Genomic DNA, 18,796 nt, shown 5'->3' on the forward strand with positions numbered 1-18,796 from the left:
ATAGCATCAGTTAATTATGGTGTGTGTTTTTTCTTGATGGTGGCATGGTAAGCGTGCCATGTACCGTAGCCTAGAATTGGCATGGTAAACAACATTCCGATCCCGTAGGTCGCAAAGCCGATAAGAATACCGCCACAGATGATCGCTGCCCAAACAATCATTGCTGGAATGTTGGATTTCACTGCATTAAAGCTGGTAAATACAGCGGTCATCATGTCTACGCGACGCTCCATCATGAGCGGAATAGAAAAGGCTGAAATACTAAACACCACACAAGCCAAAACAAAGCCAACTAAAGAGCCGATGACAAGGAAGGGTAGAAACTCACTTAAAGGTGCCCCTTGAACAGAAGGGTAGAGCGCATGAAGTAGAGCGGCAATGCGCATCCAAAATATCATACACACTGCGAGTAACACGGCGAACGCCCATTGAGATGTTGAGTTACGACCGATCGCTTTCATTGAATGGAACAAGCTTGCTTTGTGTCCGCGCTCTCTCTCCCAACTGGCATCATACAAGCCGAGCGCGAGAAACGGACCGATTAACATGTAAACAATCAAACTGGGCATGACGACCAAGTGTGTGCCTTGCCACTGTACGAGCAAAACAATGCCTATGGCTGCTGCCATAAAACAGATGCCATAGAAAGCACTAATAAGCGGCATTCGCACGAAATCATGCAGACCTAATGCGAGCCAATGAAAAGGTGCAGAAAGATTGACCGTATTGCACGGTATGGTTCTGGCGTATTCGTTGTCTGGCACTTCCTTTCGCTTGTTGTGGAAGTCCGATGGATTAACAGTTCGAGGCATAACTCCTCCTTGATTTATTCCCACATTATCCGCTTATACCAACTGACAGCGGTTTTTGTTCAGTCAAACTTGAAGCGACTTTTTCAAGTTTACATCTGAGCATTGGCTTAGTTTGGTATCGGCCATAAAGATGCCTGACTCATGTCTTTACTTAAGTGTTGCTTCCACAGTCGCCAGCATCCGACGTCTCTATTTAAATTGGAGTTAACAATATTTTAACTATTGGCGGAGATGGGATAATTTACAAATAATTGCTTAAAATTTATTCGGTATAAAAATGAGGGAGAAACAGGACTGCTTTGTGGGGCAGGGCGGTATGAGCCGAAATGGCTAGATAAAAGTTGCTGAAAATAAAAAGCCCCCACCATAGGCGAGGGCTTGATTGATTCTTGCTTGGCTTGATTATTTGATGCCAGCGAAATCGCGTAGAAGTGCAGCTTTGTCTGTCGCTTCCCACGGGAATTCTTCACGACCGAAGTGACCGTAAGCCGCTGTCTTCTTGTAGATAGGTTGAAGAAGGTTAAGCATTTCTTGTAGACCGTATGGACGTAGGTCGAAGAATTGACGAACCGCTTCAATGATGATGTCGTGAGATACTTTCTCAGTACCGAACGTTTCCACCATGATAGACGTTGGATCAGCAACACCGATTGCGTAAGAAAGTTGGATCTCACAACGGTCAGCCATGCCTGCGGCTACGATGTTTTTCGCTACGTAGCGTGCTGCGTATGCTGCACTACGGTCAACTTTTGATGGATCTTTACCAGAAAACGCACCGCCACCGTGACGAGCTGCGCCGCCGTAGGTATCTACGATGATCTTACGACCAGTTAGACCACAGTCACCCATAGGACCGCCGATTACGAAGCGACCGGTTGGATTAATGAAGAAGTTTGTTTCTTTGTTGATCCACTCAGAAGGTAGCACTGGCTTAATGATCTCTTCCATTACCGCTTCACGCAGGTCTGAAGTTGAGATTGAGTCACAGTGTTGAGTTGAAAGAACAACCGCGTCGATACCAACGATGTTACCTTGATCGTATTGGAATGTTACCTGAGATTTTGCATCAGGACGCAACCAAGGTAGTGTGCCGTTTTTACGAACTTCTGCTTGCTTTTGAACAAGACGGTGAGAGTAAGTAATTGGCGCTGGCATTAGTACTTCAGTTTCGTTACAAGCGTAACCAAACATGATGCCTTGGTCGCCTGCACCTTGTTCTTTAGGGTCAGTTTTATCAACACCTTGGTTGATATCTGGCGACTGTTTACCGATTGTGTTTAGTACCGCACAAGAATCTGCGTCAAAGCCCATATCTGAATGTACGTAGCCGATTTCACGAACGGTTTCACGAGTTAACTCTTCGATGTCTACCCATGCTGAAGTCGTGATTTCACCACCCACCATTACCATACCGGTTTTAACGTAAGTCTCACATGCAACACGAGCCTTTGGATCTTGCTCTAGAATCGCGTCAAGAACCGCATCAGAAATCTGGTCTGCAATTTTATCTGGATGACCTTCTGATACTGACTCAGAAGTAAACAGGTGCTTAGCCATGTTAGCTCCACTATATCTGGTTTAAAACTGGGGAATGATAAACTCTCCAGCGCAAATTAATACTAATTTTTGTAGGTGTATCTACATCTAGACGTCTATTCTAAATTTGATTGCTCGAATTACAAGCTCTTTTTTGGTTTTTGTTATAACCAAACGTTTGCCTGATTTATTGATAATTTTAAGAACTTCGAACGATTTGGCGCGAAAGGTGCAATATTTGTGAGGTTTTGGACTGGAAAACGTTTGCACACCCAACAGGGCTTTGAGAGAATTATGACCTACTTTTCGTTTCGCTTAATGTACTCAGGAGCAGACATGTCGTCTCGTAAACATCTTGCCAATGCAATTCGTGCTCTAAGCATGGATGGTGTTCAACAAGCTAACTCAGGCCACCCAGGCGCACCAATGGGTATGGCTGATATCGCTGAAGTTCTTTGGCGCTCTCACCTAAACCATAACCCTTCAAACCCAGAGTGGGCCGACCGCGATCGCTTTGTGCTGTCAAACGGTCATGGGTCAATGCTTATTTACTCTCTACTGCACTTAAGCGGTTACGAGCTATCTATTGACGATCTGAAAAACTTCCGTCAATTGCACTCAAAAACCCCAGGTCACCCAGAGTACGGCTACGCGCCTGGTATCGAGACAACAACTGGTCCTCTAGGTCAAGGCATCACTAACGCTGTTGGTATGGCGATCGCAGAGAAAGCACTAGCGGCACAGTTCAACAAAGAAGGTCACGATATCGTTGACCACTTTACGTATGTGTTCATGGGTGACGGCTGTCTAATGGAAGGCATCTCGCATGAAGCATGCTCTCTTGCTGGGACGTTAGGTCTAGGCAAACTGATCGCGTTCTGGGATGACAACGGCATTTCTATCGACGGTCACGTTGAAGGCTGGTTCTCTGACGATACACCTAAGCGTTTTGAAGCGTACGGCTGGCATGTAATCCCAGCAGTCGATGGTCACGACTCAGACGCGATCAACGCAGCAATTGAAGCAGCAAAAGCGGACCCACGTCCTACGCTTATCTGTACCAAAACAATTATCGGTTTCGGTTCTCCTAACAAGTCTGGTTCGCACGACTGTCACGGTGCACCACTAGGTCACGATGAAATCCAAGCGGCTCGCGAATACCTAGGTTGGGAGTACGGCCCATTTGAGATCCCGGCAGATGTTTACGCTGAGTGGGATGCAAAAGAAGCGGGCGCCGCGAAAGAAGCAGCTTGGAATGAAAAATTCGAAGCATACGCTGCAGCTTACCCTGCAGAAGCGGCAGAGCTTAAACGTCGTCTAAACGGCGAACTTCCTGCACAGTGGGAAGAAAAAGCGAACCAAATCATTGCCGATCTTCAAGCAAATCCAGCGAACATTGCATCACGTAAAGCGTCGCAAAATGCACTAGAAGCGTTTGGTCAAATGCTTCCTGAGTTTATGGGTGGTTCTGCTGACCTAGCGCCTTCTAACCTGACCATGTGGTCTGGTTCTAAGTCTCTAGAAATGGAGGACTTCTCTGGCAACTACATCCACTACGGTGTGCGTGAATTCGGTATGACCGCTATCATCAACGGTATCGCATTGCACGGTGGTTTCGTTCCTTACGGCGCAACATTCCTAATGTTCATGGAATATGCTCGTAACGCAATGCGTATGGCTGCGCTGATGAAAATTCAGAACATCCAAGTTTACACGCATGATTCGATCGGTCTTGGCGAAGATGGCCCAACTCACCAACCTGTTGAGCAAATGGCGTCTCTACGTGTAACTCCAAACATGAGCACATGGCGCCCATGTGACCAAGTTGAGTCTGCAGTTGCATGGAAACTAGCGATTGAACGTAAAGATGCACCAACTGCACTTATCTTCTCTCGTCAAAACCTAGCGCAACAAGAGCGTACTGCTGAACAAGTCGCAGACATCGCGAAAGGTGCTTACATCCTGAAAGATAGCGAAGGTAAGCCTGAGCTAATCCTTATCGCAACAGGTTCTGAGGTTGAGCTTGCAGTGAAAGCCGCTGAGCAACTAACTTCAGAAGGCAAGAAAGTACGCGTTGTTTCAATGCCATCAACAGACGCATTCGACAAACAAGACGCTGCTTACCGTGAATCTGTACTGCCATCAGACGTAACGGCACGTATCGCTATTGAAGCGGGCATTGCGGATTTCTGGTACAAGTACGTAGGCTTCGACGGTCGCATCATCGGTATGACAACATTCGGTGAATCAGCACCTGCTGGTCAGCTATTCGAGATGTTTGGCTTCACGACTGAAAACGTAGTGAACACAGCTAAAGAATTGCTAGCGTAATTGCAGGACCATCTAAACAGTCGAACGTAAACGACAACTGTTAGATGCTAAAGTTAGAAAGGCCATCATTATGATGGCCTTTTTATTTTTGTCAGGTTTTCCAACCTTGTGGAATGCTTTGGTGAATGCAGTCTAAAAGTACGGATAAGCGCAGTGGTGGTCGTCCTGCTGGTGTATAGCAGTTAATGGAAATAGGCTCAGAAAGCCAACCTTCTAAGCATGGTGTGATTCGCCCTGGGTGATGTTTCTCATAGCCGCATGCTGTCCAAGTCGGCAGCAGTCCAATACCATGACCATTCGCGATACTGTCTATTTGCATTGCTATGTTGTCGCTGTATAAGCGACTAACAAAGGGTTCTAAAAAGAACTCACCGTGTTGAGGGTGTGCTAGCATCAATCCATTTTCTTGCACTGAACCAAAATCGATCCATGGATGTGCTTCAAGTTCTTTGGGGTGCGGTATAGGCCCATGTTGTTTTAGATAATTTGGAGAGGCAAAAGGCGTATAGCGAAATACCCCCAGCACTTCTTTTCGCCAGTCTAGCTCTTTACGTTCACCGAGCCAGATGAACAAATCTGGGTCATGATGCGCCTCAGAAAAGTCACTGGTAAGTTGAACTCTAACATCGGGATTATCAGCAAGAAAACGATTGAGTACGCCGCCGAGCCAGCTTCTAACTAAGGCAGTGTGACAAACAATATGCAGTGGCCCTGAAACTTGGTTCGTTAAACCTTGAAGTGCATCATAACTCTCTTCACTTAACTCAAGAATCTGGCGGCTGTAGTGGGCAAAGATCTCTCCAGCTCTTGTCAGAACTAATCGATTACCTTGTCTGGCGGTTAGAGCCTGACCGAAGTCTTCTTCTAATTGTGCCAAGCGACGACTTAGCGTTGATTTTGGCTGATTAAGGGCTTTAGCAGCGGCTGTCAAACTTTTATGCTGATTGAGCGCATCAAAGGCTCTAATTGATGCTAAGTCGTGCATATTTCTTTTACTCCTTACTGCGTTATGTACGAGTTCCATAAATGGAAAGAACCGTTCCATAACTCTCACTATGCATCTCATTCTATTTGTGAATAATTCACTTTCGAAAATAATAATCATTATCAATTATGGAGATGTAGATGTCTACTCTTAGACTGCCAGTTATTACCGCAACTGGTATTTTAGCCTTCGTCAGTGTCCCTCATGTTTTTGCCAATGATGCAGTTTCTAAAATGGAAACAGTGGTTGTAACTGCATCAAGCTACGAGCAATCTCAAGCGGACGCGCCTGCAAGTATTAGTGTTATTTCACGTGAGGAGTTGGACTCCCGTTATTACCGCGATGTGACTGATGCACTAAAAAGTGTGCCAGGTGTTGTCGTGACAGGTGGTGGTGATACCACCGACATTAGTATCCGTGGTATGGGTTCTAAATACACTTTGATACTGGTCGACGGTAAACGTCAAAGCACGCGTGAAACTCGTCCAAATAGTGACGGTCCTGGTATCGAACAAGGTTGGTTACCTCCTCTTCAAGCGATTGAGCGAATCGAAGTTATTCGTGGCCCAATGTCGACGCTTTACGGTTCTGATGCGATTGGTGGTGTGATTAACGTCATCACACGAAAAGATGCGCTAGAGTGGACAGGTAATGTTCAACTGGGCACGGTACTACAAGAGAATAGCCGCTCAGGGGGAGAGCAGAGCGCGAACTTTTTCGTTAATGGTCCGTTGGCTGAAAATTTATCTCTCCAAGTATATGGTCAGTACACAACCAGAGAAGAAGATGACATCGAATACGGTTATGAAGATAAAGATATGCAGAGTATCTCTTCAAAACTGACTTACCAGATTAATGAGCGCCATTCGGTGCAATTAGAAGGTGGCACGTCGGCACAAAGTCGTCGTGGTAATGTGGGCCTTTCAGTGCCGACCACTGGGTGTCGTGGTGGGTGTGAAGACTCACTGAATGAATATCGTCGTAATTACGTAACGGTAAGCCACAACGGTGATTGGGATTCGATTGGCATTTCAGATACTTACTTACAGCGAGAAGAGAGCGAGAACAAATCTCGTGAGATGACGATCACCAACACCACGTTCAAATCGAGCTTGGTGACTGGTATCGGAAACCATACGTTGACGACGGGTGTGGACGCCACTCATGCAGAGCTTGAGGATTTCACCTCCAACAAAGCGTCATCGAAGACTGAAACATCGAATACGCAGTGGGCTGTTTTCATTGAAGATGAATGGAGAATCGCCGATCCGTTTAGCGTTACGCTTGGTGGTCGTCTAGATCATGACGAAAACTATGGCGCGCACTTTAGTCCGCGTGTTTACGGTGTATGGCGAGTTGATCCGTCTTGGACGGTGAAAGGCGGTGTGGCAACAGGTTTCCGTTCTCCACAATTACGTGAAATTACTCCTGGCTGGGCGCAAGTCAGTGGTGGCGGTAATATCTACGGTAACCCAGATCTTGACCCTGAAACGTCGCTAAACAAAGAAATCAGCGTCTTGTATCAAGGTGATTCTGGCTTAGATGTCTCTTTGACAGCGTTCCATAACGAATTCAAAGACAAGATCACACGTGTTGTTTGTCCAGACACTATCTGTACTGATGGTCCAAACCAATGGGGCGCAGATCCAACGTACCGTATTAACGTGGATGAAGCCGTCACACAAGGTATTGAAGCGACCTTAGCATCGCCGTTAACGGAAACCATTTACCTTAGCTCGAGCTACACATTTACCGACTCAGAGCAAAAAACAGGTGAATACAAAGGCATGCCGCTGCAGCAGTTACCAAAGCATCTGTTTAATGTGGATGTGACTTGGCAAACGACAACAGATCTAGAGAGCTGGGCGAAAGTCACGTACCGAGGTAAAGAAATGGATCCGGTTACTGGCCCATCAAGAAACAGTATTGTAGAACCAGCTTATACCTTTGTGGACGCCGGTGTGACATACCAGTTAACCGACAATACTCGTATTAAAGGCGCTATCTATAACTTGCTGGACGAGGAAATCAGTTACGAAGAATACGGATATATTGAAGATGGTCGTCGCTACTGGTTAGGTTTAGACGTCGCATTTTAATTATCTATCGTTGTAATAAGGTCGAGCATAGTCTCGACCTTTTTTAATCCTGCTTTACTTTGATTCAACAGGTGCGTTTGTCAGCCTGATCAGGTAGTATCTGTGACACGAAATTTTTGGTAGGGCGAAGGATAAATGCTAAAGGTTGCGATCAATGGATTTGGACGTATAGGTCGTAATGTTCTGCGAGCGGTGTATGAAAGTGGAAAACACCAGCAGATCAAGGTTGTGGTGGTTAACGAACTAGCTCAGCCAGAGGCGATGGCACACCTACTGCAATATGACACCAGTCATGGTCGCTTTGGTAAAAAAATTTCCCATGACCAAGAACATTTGCATGTTCATCATGACAGCGGTGAATATGATTCCATTCGCATTCTCCACCTCTCCGAAATCGAATTACTTCCTTGGCGTGATTTAGAAGTTGATATCGTCTTGGATTGCACTGGCGTATTTGGTTCGCAAGCCGATGGGCAAGCGCATATAGAAGCTGGCGCTAAGAAAGTACTGTTTTCGCACCCGGGCGCAAACGACCTAGATAATACGATTATCTATGGCGTGAACCACGAAACTCTGAAAGACGAGCACCGTGTTGTCTCCAATGGCTCTTGCACCACCAACTGTATCGTTCCCATCATTAAAGTATTAGACGAAGCCTTCGGCATAGAGTCTGGCACCATTACCACAATTCATTCGTCCATGAACGATCAACAAGTAATTGATGCGTATCATAACGACTTACGCCGTACCCGCGCTGCAAGCCAATCTATTATTCCGGTGGACACTAAGTTGCATAAGGGGATTGAAAGAATCTTCCCGAAATTTTCCAACAAATTCGAAGCAATTTCTGTTCGTGTTCCAACGGTTAACGTCACTGCAATGGATTTAAGTGTCACAATTAGTACAAATGTGAAAGTTAATGACGTAAATCAAACCATTGTTAACGCATCTCAGTGTACATTACGTAACATTGTTGACTATACTGAATCGCCACTCGTTTCCATCGACTTTAACCACGACCCCCATAGTGCGATTGTGGATGGAAGCCAGACTAGAGTGAGTAACGGGCAACTCGTAAAAATGCTCGTTTGGTGCGACAACGAATGGGGCTTTGCTAACCGGATGCTGGATACTGCCTTAGCAATGCAAGCTTCTTCGCAAGTGGAACAGTAATGACGAAGAAGTGATGGAGAATTTTTATTTCAAGCCTTGAAATAAATCCATAATATCTCCATATCTATAACCAGTTTGAAGAATTAACAGGCTTGGCAGGGTTGCCGAGTTTTCAAAAACTTTAATTATTAAATATTTGAGAGGACACATCATGTCTGTAATCAAGATGACTGACCTGGATCTTGCAGGTAAACGTGTATTTATCCGTGCTGACCTAAACGTGCCAGTAAAAGACGGTAAAGTAACTTCGGATGCACGTATCATCGCATCTCTTCCAACTATTAAGCACTGCCTAGAAGCAGGCGCTAAAGTAATGGTTACGTCTCACCTAGGTCGCCCAACTGAAGGTGAATACGCTGAAGAGTTCTCTCTACAACCAGTTGTTAACTACCTAAACGACGCACTAGATTGCGAAGTGAAGCTAGCAAAAGACTACCTAGATGGCCTAGAGCTAAATGCGGGTGAACTTGTTGTTCTTGAAAACGTTCGCTTCAACAAAGGCGAAAAGAAAAACGACGAAGAGCTATCTAAGAAATATGCAGCACTATGTGACGTATTCGTAATGGACGCATTCGGTACGGCTCACCGTGCTCAAGCATCTACTCACGGCGTTGGCATGCACGCAGACGTAGCATGTGCTGGTCCTCTACTAGCAAACGAACTAGAAGCGCTAGGCAAAGCAATGGACAAGCCAGCTCGTCCAATGGTTGCTATCGTAGGTGGTTCAAAAGTTTCTACTAAGCTAACTGTTCTTGAGTCTCTATCTAAAATCGCTGACCAACTCGTTGTTGGTGGTGGTATTGCTAACACATTCATCGCAGCTGCTGGCCACAACGTTGGTAAGTCTCTATACGAAGCAGACCTAGTTGAAACAGCTAAGAAGCTAATGGACGAGTGTGCAATTCCAGTAGCAACTGACGTTGCATGTGCGAAAGCATTTGACGAGAACGCAGAAGCTGAAATCAAGCACGTTTCTGAAGTACAAGACGACGACATGATCTTCGACCTTGGTCCAGATTCAACTGCTGAACTAGCTGAAATCCTTAAAAACGCTAAGACTATCCTATGGAACGGTCCAGTAGGCGTATTCGAATTCAAGAACTTCGAAGCAGGTACTAAAGGTATCTCTGAAGCTATCGCAGCTTCTGAAGGCTTCTCTGTTGCAGGCGGTGGTGACACGCTAGCGGCTATCGACAAGTTCGGTATCAAAGCGGATGTATCTTACATCTCTACTGGCGGCGGCGCTTTCCTTGAGTTCGTAGAAGGTAAAGTTCTTCCAGCAGTAGAAATGCTAGAAGCACGCGCTAAGTAATTAAAGCAAAGCGGGGGAGTGATTCTCCCGCTTTCTTGTTTGCTGCAACGTGTGAGGAACTCTGCTAGAATAGCCTCAGTTGTGAGCAAACGTTTGCAAGATTTTCAACTTAACAAGTTTTGTTTAAAAACGACAGATAAATAGGATTACATCCATGTCTAAGATCTTCGACTTCGTAAAACCAGGTGTTATCTCTGGCGATGACGTTCAGAAAGTATTTGAAGTTGCAAAAGAAAACAGCTTTGCACTTCCAGCAGTAAACTGTGTGGGTACTGACTCTGTAAACGCAGTACTTGAAGCAGCTGCAAAAGTTAAAGCTCCAGTTATCGTTCAGTTCTCTAACGGTGGCGCTGCTTTCTTTGCTGGTAAAGGTCTAAAACTTGAAGGTCAAGAAGCTCAAATCCTAGGTGCTGTTGCTGGTGCGAAATACGTTCACGCTGTAGCTGAAGCTTACGGTGTTCCAGTAATCCTACACACTGACCACGCAGCTAAGAAACTACTTCCTTGGATCGACGGTCTACTAGACGCTGGTGAAGAGTACTTCGCGCAAACTGGTAAGCCACTATTCTCTTCTCACATGATCGACCTTTCTGAAGAGTCTCTAGAAGAGAACATCGAAATTTCTGCTAAGTACCTAGAGCGCATGGCTAAAATGAACATGACTCTAGAAATCGAACTAGGTTGTACTGGTGGTGAAGAAGACGGCGTTGACAACTCTGATATGGATGCGTCTGAGCTATACACTTCTCCAGAAGACGTTGCATACGCATACGAGAAACTAAGCGCAATCAGCCACCGTTTCACTATCGCAGCATCTTTCGGTAACGTACACGGCGTATACAAGCCAGGTAACGTTGTACTAACTCCAACTATCCTACGTGATTCTCAAGCGCACGTTTCTGAGAAATTCGGTCTTCCAGCGAACTCTCTAAACTTCGTATTCCACGGTGGTTCAGGTTCTTCTCTAGAAGAAATCCGTGAATCTATCGGCTACGGTGTAATCAAAATGAACATCGATACTGATACACAGTGGGCTACTTGGGATGGTATCCGTAAGTTCGAAGCTGAAAACCACGATTACCTACAAGGTCAGATCGGTAACCCAACTGGTGAAGATGCACCAAACAAGAAGTACTACGATCCACGCGTATGGCTACGTGCAGGCCAAGCTTCAATGGTTACTCGTCTAGAGCAAGCATTTGCTGACCTTAACGCAGTTGACGTACTATAATCGTTACTGATTAAGTTACTTAAAAACCCGCTCTTTGAGCGGGTTTTTTTTATATCTATCATTTTCTTCCCCTCTGCTTTCTCCCGATATTTTTATGCGTTAGGTTGTATTTGCTAGTGAGATATCTCACCTTTAACGTTTTTTTTAAAGAAAACATGGGAATATCAGTCTTAAGAGTGGCGAAATCAGAGTGCATTGCGTAACCTGTAACAAGTCAGTGTCAGAAAGCTCTGATAAAGTCTTGTTTTGCATATCTTTGCGAAACTCTGACTTTGAAAAAAGTCAGAGTTGGGATATTGTGCCAAAAATCTGACACTGTTCAGTGGAGCAATAGGGATGTTGTTTTAGAAAAGAGCCTTTAAAAAACAAGGTTCATAAATTAACGGCAATTGGATTTATATCTCTTTATTTTTGAGGATAAGAATTATGGCAGGTGAATCGGTGGGTATCGATACCACTTTAACGGATGGTCTAACTCAGGCTGAAACTTGGCTGACAAACAATTCAGATCTACTGGTTCAGTACGGTGTGAACATTATCTCTGCGGTGCTTATTCTGTTTATCGGTAATCTTATCGTTAAGGCAGTCGCTGGTAGTGTTTCTAAAGTACTAGAAAAGAAAAACATGGATAAGGCCGTCGTTGAATTTATTCACGGTCTTGTTCGTTACTTGCTATTTGTAATCGTGCTAATCGCGGCTCTTGGTCGATTAGGAGTTCAAACCGCTTCTGTTGTTGCTGTGATTGGTGCGGCAGGTCTTGCTGTTGGTCTTGCACTACAAGGTTCACTATCAAACTTTGCAGCAGGCGTACTTATTGTTGCGTTCCGTCCATTCAAATCAGGCGACTACGTAGAAATCGGTGGTGTAGCGGGTAGTGTTGAAGCAATTCAAATCTTCCAAACCGTTCTAAAAACACCAGACAACAAAATGGTTGTTGTGCCTAACTCTTCAGTTATCGGCGGTGCCATTACTAACTACTCTCGCCATGCGACACGACGTGTCGACCTAGTGATTGGTGTTTCATACAAAGCAGACCTTAAACTAACGAAGAAAGTGATTCGTGAGACGCTAGAGAAAGATCCACGTATCTTGAAAGACCCAGATATCACAATTGGTGTACTTACGTTAGCAGACTCTTCAGTTAACTTTGTGGTTCGTCCATGGGTGAAAACTGCAGATTACTGGGGCGTATACTTTGATGCAATGCAAGGTATTAAAGAAGCATTGGATGAAAATGGTATCGAGATTCCATTCCCACAAATGGATGTTCACCTGAACAAAGTCGACGCTTAATCAAAAGCAGTCGATATTCAAAAGCGAGGCCAATAGGCCTCGCTTTTTTATATTTCGTAAAGGGTGTGATGACCAGCAAGCAAGAGGCGTTTTAGATGTTTACCTGCAAATCCAAATGTGAACTCAGGTAAGCCAGGCGTATAGAGCAACTCTTGATGTTGATAGAGATTGGTATCAACAATGATAGTGATGTATTCCGGTAAGCCTATTGGGCAAACCGCGCCGGGTACGCAACCTAACACTTCGACCATTTCATCATCATTACAAATAGAGGGACGTTTACCTGTAATCGCTTTAATCTGCTTGGCATCGAGGCGCGAGTCCTTATCTGTCAGATAAACCGCGTAACCTTGTCCTTTGAGTGTTAAAAAGAGGCTTTTGGTATGCGTACCCGTCCAACCAAGCTCTCTCGCAATGCGTATATCTGTCTCAAAGTCTAAGATGGCTTCGTGCTGCCATTCCCGAAAAGGAATAGAGAGCGCGTTGAATCGCTCTCTATTGTTGTTATAAATATGTTTTAGTGACTCCATGTCTTTGCTGCCTTACTACCTGGTGATTACCAATACTTATCAATAAGCTCACTCGCTAAGATATACGCTATTGTGAACATCATCATTGCGATTGCAATGTCGATGGTTTTTTTCACTTTTGGTTGAGAGAGTGTTGGACCTAGTTTGGCTGCTCCTATCGATAAAGTGTAGAACCAAACAAAGGAAGCCATAATCGTACCTAGTGCAAAAGCAATGCGATCATGGCCTTCAAATTGTCCACCGATCGAACCTAGAATAACGACTGTATCTAAATATAAGTGCGGATTAAGCACAGTGACAGCTAACGCACCTAGAATAACCGTTCGACGACCTCGAGCTACGATCTCCCCTTTTGATTCCGATTCACTCTCTGGCTTAAAAGCACTTTTTAGCGAGAGCAGTCCATAGAAGCTCAAGAAAGCAATACCACCAAGTGTCACCGACGTCAGTAAGATTTCATTTTGAGACAGAATTGCACCACCACCAAAGATACCTAGAGAGATGAAAATCATATCTAGCACGCTACAAATAGTGGCGGTTGTTAGGTGGTGGTTACGCTTTATGCCTTGATTCAAAACATACGCATTTTGCGCGCCGATCGGAATGATCATTGATGCTCCTAAACCAAAACCTTGCAATAGAACCCACAAGCTCACACTTCACCTCACTTCAAAATAACAAATACATTTACAGAAAGGGGAAAGATAAAGCGTTTATCTAAATAAGTATAATTAATGATTTTAATCTTACATTAGATAGACTAATTTAACGGGAGGCGTTTGATCAGGAGTGAGAGGAAAGGTATGCGAGGGTTAGATTACAAATGGATTGAGGCATTAGATGCTATAGTTTATCAGGGTAGCTTTGAGCGTGCTGCCGAGCATTTATTTGTTTCTCAATCCGCCATTTCTCAACGTATCAAGCAGTTAGAGAAGTTTCTCGCGCAGCCTGTTTTAATTCGAAGCCAGCCACCTAAGCCAACGCTAATTGGTAAAAAATTGTTGGGTCTTTATCGGCGAGTACGCTTGCTAGAGCATGAAATTCTCCCCGAACTAAAAAATGATACCAGTACGCGACCTGTGCAACTCTCTTTAGCGACTAATGCAGATAGCCTTGCAACATGGCTACTGCCAGCGCTGCAAAATGTTATGAAGCAGCGTCAAGTTGAACTAAAACTGACTATCTATGGTGAATACCGCTCTATTGAAAAACTCAAAAGTGGCGAAGTGACAGGAGCGATCAGCTTGGAGTCCCAGCCAATCCCCGGATGCAGAGCAGACTATTTAGGTCGCATCGATTATGTTTGTGTCGCGAGCCCAGAGTTCTATCAGCGTTATTTTTCTAAAGGCGTAAATAATCAGACATTGGCAAAAGCACCGGCCGTTTCATATGACCAATATGATGATCTACATAAAACATTTCTTACCGAGCATTTTAACGTCAATCCTGACAGCGTTATTCATCACAACATCAGTAGTTCTGAAGCGTTTCTAAAAGTGGCGTTAGCTGGTGTAGCTTATTGCTTGATCCCCCGCTTGCAAATTACCGACGAATTAGACAGAGGTGTGTTGGTTGATGTGACTCCAGGTTTTTTAATGTCCCATCGGATTTATTGGCACCACTGGCAGTTAGAAACTGGGGTACTACAAGAAATCTCACATGCGATAGTGGGGTATGCGCAGCAGCATCTACCTCAATAAGTTCGTCAGAGCTGCATATCGTTCACTTAAGTGTGTTTTGTTTAAAAATTACGCCAATGTTACATAGTCAAAGTTGTGTTAGAAGTCACTATGGGTGCTTGGATAATCGGCGGAAGTTTCTATTATGAAACCACACGCTTTCTCAGCCATGATAGTGATGTTGGAATCTGAGATTAAGTACTTAATTTTGTATGGATGGATTTATTGAATGAAATTGTATTCATTTTTGCTGGCTTCAGCACTCAGCCTTACCAGTGCTTCAGTTTTGGCGAATACGCCAGAGTTTGCTCATGTTACGACAACGGGGTATGGCGAAGTGACGGCCACACCTGACATGGCTACGTTTTCTGTAAAAGTAGTCGATACGACAATGACGGCCGAACAAGCGAAATTGTCCGTAGATAAAACCGTTGAAGAGTTTCTAAAAAGCTTATCGGATGCCGGCTTGTCAAAAGACAATATTACTAGCTCGAATTTATACCTTGCTCCTCAGTACCATTACCCTAAATCAGGGAAAGCAGAACTTGTTGGGTATCGAGCATCTCGCAGTATTGATGTCACGGTGACGGATCTGAAAAACCTTAACCAATACCTAGATATGGCGTTAGAAGCGGGAATTAATCAGGTTGATAATATTCAACTTAAAGTAAGCAACCAAGCCGAATATCAGCAAAAGGCACGAATGGCTGCGATTAAGGACGCAAGAGAAAAAGCAGGGTCATTAGCGACTGGTTTTGAGAAAAAGTTGGGCGATGTATGGCAGATCAATTACAGACAGATGCACGTTCAGCCTGTGTTAATGCGTTCAATGGCGATGGATAGTAAAGAAGGAGCGAATAGCTACCAAGATTCAACCATGATCATTCGCGATCAAGTCGATGTCATTTATAAGCTAAAGTAAGGCTTAGCAAACAGTAAAAAGCAAAAGGCAGGGAGTTACAACCCCTGCCTTTGTCATTTCTATTTCACAGTTTAATGCAGGATACGAGCACGGATTGTGCCTTCAATGTTTTTGAGCTTTGTTAGAGCTTCTTCTGCTCGTTCAGTTTCAACGTCGATCACTACGTAGCCTATTTCAGCGGCTGTTTGTAGGTACTGCGCGGCAATGTTAATGCCTTCTTCAGCAAAGATGGTGTTGATCTGAGTTAGAATACCAGGACGGTTCTTATGGATATGAAGCAGACGAGAGCACTCACCACTGTGTTCTGGCAATGACACTTCAGGGAAGTTTACGCTTGAAAGTGTCGAGCCGTTATCAGAGTACTTAGCCAGTTTGCCCGCCACTTCTAAGCCGATATTCTCTTGTGCTTCTTGCGTTGAACCACCAACGTGTGGAGTGAGAATGACGTTATCGAATTTTTGTAAAGGAGACTCGAACGGGTCAGCATTTGTTTTTGGTTCAGTTGGGAATACATCAATTGCAGCGCCGGCAAGGTGACCAGCTTCTAAGCTATGGCAAAGTGCAGGAATATCCACAACGGTGCCACGTGCCGCGTTGATAAAGATGGAACCTGGTTTCATTCGAGCAAATTCAGCTTCACCCATCATGTTTTTCGTTTCCGGTGTTTCGGGAACGTGCAAAGAAATCACATCACATTTGTTCAATAGTTCACTCATGGTATGTACTTGCGTCGCATTACCAAGGGACAGTTTGTTCTCAATATCGTAGTAGTAAACGCGCATACCTAAGTTTTCGGCAATAATACCAAGCTGCGTACCAATGTGACCGTATCCGATAATGCCAAGGCACTTACCACGAGCTTCGTAAGAGTTGTCTGCACTTTTCTTCCAAATACCGCGATGTGCAAGAGCATTCTTTTCAGGAATACCACGCACTAGTAAAAGGATTTGCCCAAGTACAAGCTCTGCCACGCTTCGAGTGTTAGAGAATGGTGCATTAAAGACAGGAATACCGCGTTTTGCTGCTGCGTCTAGGTTTACTTGGTTAGTGCCAATACAAAAACAGCCAATTGCAACCAGCTTGTTCGCCGCATTGATTACCTCTTCGGATAGGTTCGTACGGGAGCGGATACCAATGAAGTGCACGTCTTTTACCGCTTCAATTAGTTCTTCTTCCGGAAGGGAACCTTTATGGTATTCAATGTTGGTATAACCAGCTGCTTGAAGAACTTCAACTGAAGAAGGGTGGAGTCCCTCTAACAAGAGGATCTTAATCTTTTCTTTTTCCAGTGAAACTTTGGCCATTTTTTCTCGTCCTTAAAATGGAAAGGTGGGCTAATGTGGCGCACATTGGGCAAAACTATTAAAAAGGGGATAATTAACAGTTTTGTAGGAAGACAAACGTTTCCCTGTGCGTCTTCTGTTCAATAAAGTAACAAAAAAAAATTGCTTTGGGTAAGAAAATTACGGAATAAGAGATAATTTTCTTATAGAAAGGAATAAAAAACGGTGCCTTGCAGCACCGTATGTAATGAAATAACAGAAAAGTGAACCAGATAGGTTCATTTTAGGCTGTTATTTACTCTTCAATTTTTGCACCTTCTGGTGTGCCAGTGATCACTACGTCTGCACCACGATGAGCGAAAAGACCCACAGTCACCACACCAGCGATGCCGTTTATTTTGTCTTCCATTTCTTTCGGGTTGGTAATTTGCATATTGTGCACATCCAGAATCACGTTGCCGTTGTCAGTCACAACGCCTTCACGGTAAGCTGGATCACCACCTAGTTTTACCAATTCACGAGCCACGTAAGAGCGTGCCATTGGGATTACTTCAACAGGCAATGGGAACTGGCCAAGTACGTCAACTGCTTTAGTGCCGTCAACGATACATACGAACTTATCAGAGATTGCTGCGACAATTTTCTCACGAGTCAGAGCCGCGCCGCCGCCTTTGATCATTTCACGTGCTGGGTTGATCTCATCTGCGCCATCAACATACACATCCAGCTTCATTACATCGTTACACTCGTATACTTCAATACCAAGCTCTTTAAGGCGCTCAGTTGAAGCGACAGAGCTAGACACTGCACCTTTAATATCATCTTTGATAGTGCCTAGTGCATCGATGAAGTGATTCACGGTAGAGCCAGTACCAACACCGACAATGCTGCCTTTCTCAACATATTTTAGTGCTGCCCAACCAGCCGCTTTTTTCATTTCATCTTGAGTCATGCCAATCTCCTGAATAGATGTTCGTTAACGTTTGCGGGCGTGATTATAGCGGCTTACTTGTCACTTTCCCATTGCCATATTTGGCTTGGGGTCACGATCTTAGGCAATGGAATGTCCCAGCTTTCAATTGGTAAGCGTTCTACATGTTGGCAGTCATGAGCGATACCGACAGGTTTAGCACCCTCTCCAGTTATAAACCAACGTGACAGAGTACGATCGTAGTACCCCCCGCCCATGCCTAAGCGGTGTCCGATGCTGTCGAACCCAACTAAAGGCGTGCAGATTAAATCAAGCTGGCGAACGGGTTTGAGGTGTCTGATATCGAGCTTGGGCTCTAAGATGCCGTACTTGTTGTAGACGAGCTGTTCATCATTTACATACTGAAGAAACAGTAACTGACCTTTAGAAAAGGGATGGATGACGGGCAGATAAACCGATTTTCCCTGTTGCCATAACCATTCAATGAGCGGTTTAGTATCAAGCTCACCGTCTGCAGAAAGGTAGATGGCAATATGTTGCGCCTGATCGATTTCAGGAAGTTGGGAAAATTGAGTAATAAGGTCGATTCCCGCTTGGTATTGCGTATCACTGCACAGAGCGTTGCGCTTTTCACGAATCAGTTTGCGGAAGTCTTGTCGAGAGAGGTCTGACATAGAGA

Annotated in this window: 16 protein-coding genes; 8 read left to right on the forward strand and 8 right to left on the reverse strand. The window is 44.6% G+C overall.

The annotated features are described in order from the left end of the window. Positions 1-14: 14 nt before the first annotated feature. Both R8N49_RS02080 and metK read right to left on the reverse strand, forming a co-directional pair. Complete coding sequence (locus R8N49_RS02080) at positions 15-812, reverse strand: DUF2189 domain-containing protein (protein ID WP_005381026.1); 798 nt, start codon at positions 810-812, stop codon at positions 15-17. Positions 813-1,214: 402 nt separating this feature from the next. Beyond that, positions 1,215-2,369 carry a methionine adenosyltransferase gene (gene metK / locus R8N49_RS02085; protein WP_186584655.1) on the reverse strand — a complete coding sequence of 385 codons (1,155 nt, stop codon included), beginning with the start codon at positions 2,367-2,369 and terminating at the stop codon, positions 1,215-1,217. A 315-nt stretch (positions 2,370-2,684) separates the two neighbouring features. On the opposite strand from metK, the gene tkt reads away from it, so the two are divergent. Next, positions 2,685-4,679, forward strand: coding sequence for a transketolase (gene tkt, locus R8N49_RS02090; protein WP_054577167.1), 1,995 nt, complete (start codon positions 2,685-2,687; stop codon positions 4,677-4,679). Between the two features lie 91 nt (positions 4,680-4,770). Here the strand turns inward: tkt and R8N49_RS02095 are convergent, their stop codons facing one another. Next, positions 4,771-5,664: a LysR family transcriptional regulator gene (locus R8N49_RS02095; RefSeq protein ID WP_017633561.1), complete on the reverse strand. Its 894-nt coding sequence runs from the start codon at positions 5,662-5,664 to the stop codon at positions 4,771-4,773. Positions 5,665-5,804: 140 nt separating this feature from the next. On the opposite strand from R8N49_RS02095, the gene R8N49_RS02100 reads away from it, so the two are divergent. From R8N49_RS02100 to mscS, 5 genes are all read left to right on the forward strand, one after another. Beyond that, positions 5,805-7,763: a ligand-gated channel protein gene (locus tag R8N49_RS02100; RefSeq protein ID WP_005380999.1), complete on the forward strand. Its 1,959-nt coding sequence runs from the start codon at positions 5,805-5,807 to the stop codon at positions 7,761-7,763. 135 nt (positions 7,764-7,898) lie between these two features. Next, the gene (epd, locus tag R8N49_RS02105; RefSeq protein WP_053306782.1) at positions 7,899-8,936 is read left to right on the forward strand and encodes an erythrose-4-phosphate dehydrogenase; all 1,038 of its coding nucleotides are present in this window, start codon (positions 7,899-7,901) and stop codon (positions 8,934-8,936) included. Between the two features lie 151 nt (positions 8,937-9,087). After that, the gene (locus R8N49_RS02110) at positions 9,088-10,248 is read left to right on the forward strand and encodes a phosphoglycerate kinase (RefSeq protein WP_005384547.1); all 1,161 of its coding nucleotides are present in this window, start codon (positions 9,088-9,090) and stop codon (positions 10,246-10,248) included. Positions 10,249-10,402: 154 nt separating this feature from the next. Further along, positions 10,403-11,479, forward strand: coding sequence for a class II fructose-bisphosphate aldolase (fbaA, locus tag R8N49_RS02115; protein WP_005380996.1), 1,077 nt, complete (start codon positions 10,403-10,405; stop codon positions 11,477-11,479). A 426-nt stretch (positions 11,480-11,905) separates the two neighbouring features. Then, positions 11,906-12,772, forward strand: a complete 867-nt coding sequence (gene mscS / locus R8N49_RS02120; RefSeq protein ID WP_005384548.1) for a small-conductance mechanosensitive channel MscS — start codon at positions 11,906-11,908, stop codon at positions 12,770-12,772. 47 nt (positions 12,773-12,819) lie between these two features. On the opposite strand, the gene R8N49_RS02125 is transcribed toward mscS, so the two are convergent. Further along, the gene (locus tag R8N49_RS02125; RefSeq protein ID WP_042521288.1) at positions 12,820-13,302 is read right to left on the reverse strand and encodes a YbaK/EbsC family protein; all 483 of its coding nucleotides are present in this window, start codon (positions 13,300-13,302) and stop codon (positions 12,820-12,822) included. Between the two features lie 26 nt (positions 13,303-13,328). Beyond that, a complete protein-coding gene (locus R8N49_RS02130) occupies positions 13,329-13,958 on the reverse strand; it encodes a LysE/ArgO family amino acid transporter (RefSeq protein ID WP_031780897.1) in 630 nt (209 codons plus the stop codon). A gap of 147 nt (positions 13,959-14,105) precedes the next feature. Between R8N49_RS02130 and R8N49_RS02135 the strand changes: the two genes are divergently transcribed. Both R8N49_RS02135 and R8N49_RS02140 read left to right on the forward strand, forming a co-directional pair. Next, positions 14,106-15,002 (forward strand): LysR family transcriptional regulator ArgP, encoded by an 897-nt coding sequence (locus R8N49_RS02135; protein WP_025768836.1) that lies wholly within the window; start codon positions 14,106-14,108, stop codon positions 15,000-15,002. Between the two features lie 208 nt (positions 15,003-15,210). Further along, on the forward strand, positions 15,211-15,903 hold the full coding sequence (locus tag R8N49_RS02140; protein WP_005384550.1) for an oxidative stress defense protein: 693 nt from the start codon (positions 15,211-15,213) through the stop codon (positions 15,901-15,903). A gap of 71 nt (positions 15,904-15,974) precedes the next feature. Here the strand turns inward: R8N49_RS02140 and serA are convergent, their stop codons facing one another. The 3 genes from serA to R8N49_RS02155 all read right to left on the reverse strand — a co-directional run bounded on the left by serA (position 15,975) and on the right by R8N49_RS02155 (position 18,791). Next, on the reverse strand, positions 15,975-17,207 hold the full coding sequence (serA, locus tag R8N49_RS02145) for a phosphoglycerate dehydrogenase (RefSeq protein ID WP_017821632.1): 1,233 nt from the start codon (positions 17,205-17,207) through the stop codon (positions 15,975-15,977). Positions 17,208-17,481: 274 nt separating this feature from the next. Beyond that, positions 17,482-18,138 carry a ribose-5-phosphate isomerase RpiA gene (rpiA, locus tag R8N49_RS02150; RefSeq protein ID WP_005380982.1) on the reverse strand — a complete coding sequence of 219 codons (657 nt, stop codon included), beginning with the start codon at positions 18,136-18,138 and terminating at the stop codon, positions 17,482-17,484. Between the two features lie 53 nt (positions 18,139-18,191). Further along, positions 18,192-18,791 (reverse strand): 5-formyltetrahydrofolate cyclo-ligase, encoded by a 600-nt coding sequence (locus R8N49_RS02155; protein ID WP_054701889.1) that lies wholly within the window; start codon positions 18,789-18,791, stop codon positions 18,192-18,194. Positions 18,792-18,796: the final 5 nt, after the last annotated feature.

The sequence above is a fragment of the Vibrio sp. 1978 genome, from assembly GCF_033344345.1.